Source organism: Saccharothrix coeruleofusca, assembly GCF_014648515.1.
Taxonomy (GTDB): Bacteria; Actinomycetota; Actinomycetes; order Mycobacteriales; family Pseudonocardiaceae; genus Actinosynnema; species Actinosynnema coeruleofuscum.
Window position 1 is genome coordinate 127,662 of sequence record NZ_BMRG01000010.1, and the last position, 6,614, is coordinate 134,275.

Annotated in this window: 7 protein-coding genes; all 7 read left to right on the forward strand. The window is 72.9% G+C overall.

The window, feature by feature from the left end; genetic code table 11:
• Positions 1-31: 31 nt before the first annotated feature.
• Entirely contained in the window at positions 32-1,183 is a 1,152-nt protein-coding gene (locus tag IEZ00_RS23290) for a serine hydrolase domain-containing protein (protein ID WP_189225441.1), read from the forward strand.
• Positions 1,184-1,471: 288 nt separating this feature from the next.
• Positions 1,472-2,275 carry a DUF2382 domain-containing protein gene (locus tag IEZ00_RS23295; protein ID WP_189225442.1) on the forward strand — a complete coding sequence of 268 codons (804 nt, stop codon included), beginning with the start codon at positions 1,472-1,474 and terminating at the stop codon, positions 2,273-2,275.
• A 205-nt stretch (positions 2,276-2,480) separates the two neighbouring features.
• Positions 2,481-2,999 carry a ribbon-helix-helix protein, CopG family gene (locus tag IEZ00_RS23300; RefSeq protein WP_189225443.1) on the forward strand — a complete coding sequence of 173 codons (519 nt, stop codon included), beginning with the start codon at positions 2,481-2,483 and terminating at the stop codon, positions 2,997-2,999.
• A gap of 81 nt (positions 3,000-3,080) precedes the next feature.
• Positions 3,081-3,929, forward strand: coding sequence for a DUF4097 family beta strand repeat-containing protein (locus IEZ00_RS23305; protein ID WP_189225444.1), 849 nt, complete (start codon positions 3,081-3,083; stop codon positions 3,927-3,929).
• A gap of 19 nt (positions 3,930-3,948) precedes the next feature.
• Positions 3,949-4,905 carry an ATP-binding cassette domain-containing protein gene (locus tag IEZ00_RS23310; RefSeq protein ID WP_189225445.1) on the forward strand — a complete coding sequence of 319 codons (957 nt, stop codon included), beginning with the start codon at positions 3,949-3,951 and terminating at the stop codon, positions 4,903-4,905.
• Positions 4,902-5,693, forward strand: a complete 792-nt coding sequence (locus tag IEZ00_RS23315) for an ABC transporter permease (RefSeq protein WP_189225446.1) — start codon at positions 4,902-4,904, stop codon at positions 5,691-5,693. Before IEZ00_RS23310 ends, IEZ00_RS23315 begins: the two co-directional genes overlap by 4 nt.
• Positions 5,694-5,720: 27 nt before the next feature.
• Positions 5,721-6,614 (forward strand): cytochrome P450 (locus IEZ00_RS23320; protein ID WP_229796013.1); only part of this gene is annotated, 894 nt, incomplete at its 3' end.

Here is a 6,614-nt window from a genome sequence, read left to right on the forward strand (position 1 = left end):
GACACGGGTGTCAAGGTTGGACGCTGCGGGCATGACCGAACCGAGCGGAACCACCAGCGCCTCCTTCGAACCCGTCCGCGACGCCGTGGCCGACCAGCTGCGCCGAGGCGCCGAGGTGGGCCTGTCGCTGGTCGTCGACGTCGACGGGGAGAAGGTGGTGGACCTGTGGGGCGGGCACCGCGACGCGGCGCGCACCCAGCCCTGGCAGCGCGACACCATCACCAACGTGTGGTCGATCACCAAGACCGTGACCAGCCTGGCCGCCCTGCTGCTGGTCGACTCGGGCGAACTGGACCCGCACGCGCCGGTCGCCCGCTACTGGCCGGAGTTCGCGGCGCGCGGCAAGCGGGAGGTCGAGGTGCGGCACCTGCTGTCGCACACCTCGGGCGTGTCCGGCCTGGCGCACCCGGCCCGGCTGGAGGACCTCTACGACGTGCGCGCGGCCGCCGCCCGGATGGCCGCCCAGGAGCCGTGGTGGCGGCCCGGCACCGCGTCGGGCTACCACGTGCTCAACTACGGCCACCTCGTCGGCGAGCTGGTGCACCGGCTGACCGGCCTGTCGCTGCGCGAGTTCGTCGACCGGCACATCGCCGCGCCGCTCGGCGCGGACTTCCGCATCGGGGTGCGGGAGGCCGATCTCGACCGGGTCAGCGACGTCATCGCACCGGCCACCGACTTCGACCCCTCGGCGCTGGACCACCGCACCGTCGCCCACAAGACGTTCACCGGCCCCCCGTTCGACGCGGGCGCGGCCAACACCCCGGCCTGGCGCGCGGCGGACCTGGGCGCGGCCAACGGGCACGGCAACGCCCGGTCGGTGACCGAGGTCCTCGCCCCCATCTCCCGCGCGGGCGACGCGGAGCGCGGGCGGCTGCTCAAGCCGCGCACCGCCGAGCTGATCCTCCAGGAGCAGTCCAACGGTACGGACCTGGTCAACGGGCTGCACCTGCGGTGGGGCATCGGGTACGCGCTGGCCGACCCGCGCACCGCCGCCTGGATCCCCGAGGGTCGCGTCGCCTTCTGGGGCGGCTGGGGCGGCTCGATGGCGATCATGGACCTCGACCGGCGGGTGACCATCGGCTACGTCATGAACAACATGGGAGCCGACATCCTGGGCTCGCCGCGGGCCGCGGCCTACGTCAGCGCCGTCTACCGCGCCCTCGGTGTCGGCGACCGGTCCTGACCCGCCGGAGAGGGGGCCGCCTGCGCGGGGCGGAGCGCGGCCGGGGGCGGGGGAGGGATCGGTCTGCTCGGTCGCGTGTCCTGACTCGTCCTGAGCGCCCCGTTCAGCCAGTAGGTCAATCGGGTGCGTCATTGCCCCCAACCGGGGTAGCCGAAGGGGCGGCCGACCCCGACCACCCGTGTCGATGACACGCCCCGTCCTCGGGGACGGCCACCCGACCGAACCCGCGCGTCCCGGTTCCCCGGTGCGGACCGGAGTGCGTGCGGGGCCGCGACGAAGGAGAAGGGCATGACCAACGCGACCCGTGCGCGCATCACCCACTGGATCGGCCGCGACGTCCACGACCCCGTCGGCGAGAAGATCGGCAGCGTCGAGCAGTTGTGGTTCGACGACGAGGACGGCAGCCCCACCTGGGTGTCGGTCAGGACCGGCCTGTTCGGGCTGCGGCAGTCGTTCCTGCCGATCCAGGGCCTGACCGAGGGCCCGGACGGCGAACTGCGCACCACCTGCACCAAGGACCAGGTCAAGGACGCGCCCAGCGTGGACGCCTCCGACGAGCACCTCGACCCCGCCGAGGAGCAGCGCCTCTACAGCCACTACGGGGTCACCGGCGGAGCCGGGCGGCAGGAGCGTGCGGACACCGGCCGTGCGGACACCGGGCAGCGCGCCTCTGCGGGTCACGACGTGTCGGGCCCGGACACCGACGACGCGATGACCCGCTCCGAGGAGCGCCTGCGCGTGGGCACCGAGCAGCACGAGGCCGGGCGGGTGCGGTTGCGCAAGTACGTGGTCACCGAGACCGAGCAGGTCTCCGTGCCGGTCAGGCGCGAGGAGGTGCGCGTCGAGCGCGAGCCGATCACCGGCGCCAACCGCGGCGCCGCGCTGTCGGGGCCGGACATCTCCGAGGAGGAGCACGAGGTGACGTTGCGCGAGGAGCGCCCGGTGGTCGAGACCGAGGCCGTGCCGGTCGAGCGGGTGCGACTGGCCAAGGAGCAGGTCACCGACACCGAGACCGTCTCCGGCGAGGTCCGCAAGGAGCGCATCGACACCGAGGGCGACGTGCCGGGCGCGCGCCGGGACAGCGGGCGCTGACCCGCCGCTGGGCCGGTCCTGCCCCGGACCGGCGACGCCGGGCCCCGATCGCGTTCGCGCGACCGGGGCCTTTTGCCGCGCTGGCCATCGGCGGTGGAGACCGGACCACCTGGACGTGTCGTGGTGGTGCCACCGTTATGCCAAGTTGAGCCAAAGTGAGCCATGAGTGATTGCCAATGGCGTCAAGGTGTGCCAAAGTGGTGCCATGGACCTGACGCCGTATGTGGACTCCCTCGGTCGTGAGCTGTTGACGGTCGCCGAGACCGGAGGGGACGACGCCGGTGCGCTGATCGAGCGGCTGACCGTGGCCATGGAGTCGGCGATCCGGCTCGCGCTGCTCGAAGCGCTGTCGGCCGCCGCCGACGAGATCACCCGCGAACTGGCCCCCGGCTCGGTCCAGGTGCGCCTGCGCGGTCGCGACCCGCAGTTCGTGGTGTCGGTCCCGCAGCCGGAGCAGTCGCCCGAGGACACCTCGGATCGCGACGCGGCGCGGGCGGGTGATGTCGTGGCGGGCTTCGAGGACGGCCCCGCGGTGCGGATCAACGTCCGCCTCCCGGAGCAGCTCAAGACCGCGGTCGAAGAGGCGGCGGCCCGCGAAGGCCGCTCGGTCAACGCGTGGCTGGTCCGGGCGGCCGCGGCCGCGCTGCGGAACCCGGAGACCGAGCACGACACCGCTCCGCGCGGCAAGCGCAACACGCGCAGCTACACCGGCTGGGTGCGCTAGCGGGCGCACCTCCCGCACTTCACCTCCTTCGCCCCGCTCACCTGCGGGGATGTTCTTGCGACTCGTTCTGAGGGGACATCCATGCCAACTTTCGCCACTCCGGAGCCGATCTCCGCGGTGATCGAGCTCTACGCCGGGGACGTGCGGATCGTCGCGAGCGACCGGGCGGACACCGTCGTCGAGGTGCGGCCCAGCGACGAGTCGGACGAGTCCGACGTCAAGGCGGCCCAAGCCACCCGCGTGGACTTCGCCGACGGCACGCTGACCGTGCGCGGGCCGAAGCCCCGCATGATCGACTTCTCCAAGCGGAGCAGGTCGGTCGACCTGCTGGTCGAGCTGCCCGCGGGCTCGCGGCTGCACGTCGAGCTCTCGCTCGGCGACTGCCACGGCACCGGGGTGCTGGGGGAGTGCCGGGTGAAGACCGCGGCGGGCAACGTCCACCTCGACCGGACCGGCCCGCTGCGCCTGGACACCTCCGCGGGCCACCTCACCGTGGAAGAGGTCGGCGGCGACGCCGAGATCGCCACCGGCGGCGGGAAGGTGCGCGTCGGCGTGGTCGACGGCGGCGCCGTGGTCAAGAACTCCAACGGCGGCACCGAGATCGGCGAGATCACCGGCGTGCTGCGGGTGCGCTCGGCCAACGGCGACATCACCGTGGACCGGGCGGGCGCCGAGGTGGAGGCCAGGACCGCCAACGGCGACATCCGCGTCGGCGAGGTGGCCCGCGACGTGGTCGTGCTGAACAGCGGGTACGGCGATCTGGACGTGGCCGTCCCCGAAGGCGTCGCGGCGTGGCTGGACCTCAACACCGGGCACGGCCGGGTGCGCAACTCGCTGGAGGCCGTCGACCGCGCACCGGACGAGTCCGAGCAGACGGTCGAAGTCCGCGCGCGCACCTCCTTCGGCGACATCACCGTCCGCCGCTCCTGAGAACCCGAGGAGATCCCCGATGACCACCCCACCCCCACCGGCGATCGCCGCCACCGGGCTGCGCAAGTCCTACGGCGACCACCCCGTGCTCGGCGGGATCGACCTGCGCGTGCCGAGGGGAACCGTGTTCTCCCTGCTCGGCGCCAACGGCGCGGGCAAGACCACCACGGTCAAGATCCTCTCCACCCTGGTCCGGGCGGACGGCGGCAGCGCGCGCGTCGCGGGCCACGACCTCGCCACCGATCCCGACGCCGTCCGCGCGACGATCGGCGTCACCGGGCAGTTCTCCGCGGTCGACAACCTGCTGACCGGTCGGGAGAACCTGCGGCTGATGGCGGACCTGCACCACCTGGGCCGGGCGGCGGGCAGGCGCCGGGTCGCCGAGCTGCTGGAGCGGTTCGACCTGGTCGAAGCGGCCGGGAAACCGGCGGTGACCTACTCCGGCGGGATGCGGCGCAGGCTCGACCTGGCGATGACCCTGGTCGGCTCGCCCGAGGTGATCTTCCTCGACGAGCCCACCACCGGCCTGGACCCGCGCAGCCGCCGGGCCATGTGGCGGATCGTGCGGGAACTCGTCGCGGGCGGCGTCACCATCTTCCTCACCACCCAGTACCTGGAGGAAGCCGACGAGCTCGCCGACCTGATCGCGGTGCTCGACCGCGGCGGGATCGTCGCCACGGGCACCGCGGACGAGCTCAAGCGGCGCATCCCCGGCGGCCACGTCCTGCTGCGCTTCGCCGATCCCCGCGACCTCGACGCCGCCGCGCGCGTCGTGCGCCACGCCGCCCGCGACGGTGACGCGCTCGCCCTGCGGGTGCCGCACGACGGCAGCCCCCGGTCGCTCAAGGCCCTGCTCGACCTGCTCGACGAGAACGCGGTCGAGGTCGACGCGCTGGACACGCACACCCCCGACCTCGACGACGTCTTCCTCGCCCTGACCGGCAACCCCGACCACGAGAAGGTGACCGCGCGATGAGCACCGCCACCCTGGCGCTGACCGACTCGGCGACGATGCTGCGCCGCAACCTCAAGCGGATGCTGCGCTACCCGTCCATGACGGTGCTGCTGATCGGGATGCCGATCGTCTTCCTGCTGCTGTTCGTCTACGTCTTCGGCGGCACGCTCGGCGCGGGCCTCGGTGATCCCTCCGGCGGGCGCGCCGAGTACGTCGACTACGTCACCCCCGCGATCATCCTGATGGCAATCGCCTCCGCGGTCCAGGGCACCTCCGTCTCGGTCGCCATGGACATGACCGAGGGCGTCGTCGACCGGTTCCGCACCATGGCCATAGCCCGCGTCTCCGTCCTCACCGGACACGTCGTCGGCAGCGTCATCCAGGCGGTGCTGGCCGTCACGGCGGTCATCGGTGTCGCGCTGCTCATCGGTTTCCGGCCGTCGGCGGACCTCGGCGACTGGTTCGCCCTCGCCGGGGTGCTGGTGCTGATGTCCTTCGCCCTGGTGTGGCTGTCCGTCGCGCTGGGCCTGGCGAGCGGGAGCGTCGAGGCGGCGAGCAACGTGGGCATGCCACTGGTCCTGCTGCCGTTCCTGGGCAGCGGGTTCGTCCCGACCGACTCGATGCCCACCGCGCTGCGCTGGTTCGCCGAGTACCAGCCGTTCACCCCGTTCACCGAGACCCTGCGCGGCCTGCTGATGGGCACCCCGGTCGGCGCCAACGCCGCCCTCGCGCTCGGCTGGGGCCTGCTGATCGCGCTCGTCGGCTACCTCTGGTCGAAGAAGCTGTTCAACCGCGAGTCCACCCGCTGAGCCACCGACCCGAGGAGAGGAGGGGCGATGCGCCAGGTCCCCGCCGTGGAGTCGCTGCCCACCACCCGTCCCCAGGGGCGTCCCCTGGACCCGCCCGAGGAGCTGGCCCGGCTCCGCGGGGAGAACCCGCTGGTCAGGATGACCTACCCGGACGGGCACGTCGGCTGGCTGGCCACCGGCCACGCCGTGGTCCGCGCGGTGCTGGCCGACCCGCGGTTCAGCTCCCGGTACGAGCTGCTGCACCACCCGTTACCGGTGCCCGGCGGCGCGGAGGCACTACCACCGGCGCCGGTCGGCGACCTCACCGGCATCGACGCGCCCGAGCACACCCGCTACCGCAAGCTGCTCACCGGCAGGTTCACCGTCCGCCGGATGCGCCTGCTCGCCGAACGCCTCGAGCGGATCACCGCCGAGCACCTGGACGCGATGGAGGAGCAGGGGCCGCCCGCGGACCTGGTTCTGTCCTACGCCCAGCCCATCCCGGCGATGATGATCTGCGAGCTGCTCGGCGTGCCCTACGAGGACCGCGCGACCTTCACCCGCCACGTGAGGGCGATGACCGCCGCGGACGCCTCCCAAGAGGACATGTACGCGGCCTACGGCGCGCTGCAGGGCTACGTGCGTGAACTGGTCCCGGTCAAGCGCGCGAACCCGACCGACGACGTGCTCAGCGAGCTGACCGCGACCGACCTGAGCGACGAGGAGGTCACGGGCCTGGGCACGTTCCTGCTCGCCGCAGGCCTGGACACCACCGCCAACATGATCGCGCTGGGCACCTACGCCCTGCTGACCCACCCGGACCAGCTCGCCGCGCTGCGCGCCGAGCCCGACGTGGTCGACCGCGCCGTGGAGGAGCTGCTGCGCTACCTGAGCGTCACCCACACCGGCGCGCGGGCGGCGCTGGAGGACGTCGAGCTGGCC

Bases quoted from the DNA above. Each gene is read 5' to 3' on its own strand.
- IEZ00_RS23290 (WP_189225441.1), top strand. From the start codon at position 32: ATGACCGAACCGAGCGGAACCACCAGCGCCTCCTTCGAACCCGTCCGC.
- IEZ00_RS23295 (WP_189225442.1), top strand. From the start codon at position 1,472: ATGACCAACGCGACCCGTGCGCGCATCACCCACTGGATCGGCCGCGAC.
- IEZ00_RS23300 (WP_189225443.1), top strand. From the start codon at position 2,481: ATGGACCTGACGCCGTATGTGGACTCCCTCGGTCGTGAGCTGTTGACG.
- IEZ00_RS23305 (WP_189225444.1), top strand. From the start codon at position 3,081: ATGCCAACTTTCGCCACTCCGGAGCCGATCTCCGCGGTGATCGAGCTC.
- IEZ00_RS23310 (WP_189225445.1), top strand. From the start codon at position 3,949: ATGACCACCCCACCCCCACCGGCGATCGCCGCCACCGGGCTGCGCAAG.
- IEZ00_RS23315 (WP_189225446.1), top strand. From the start codon at position 4,902: ATGAGCACCGCCACCCTGGCGCTGACCGACTCGGCGACGATGCTGCGC.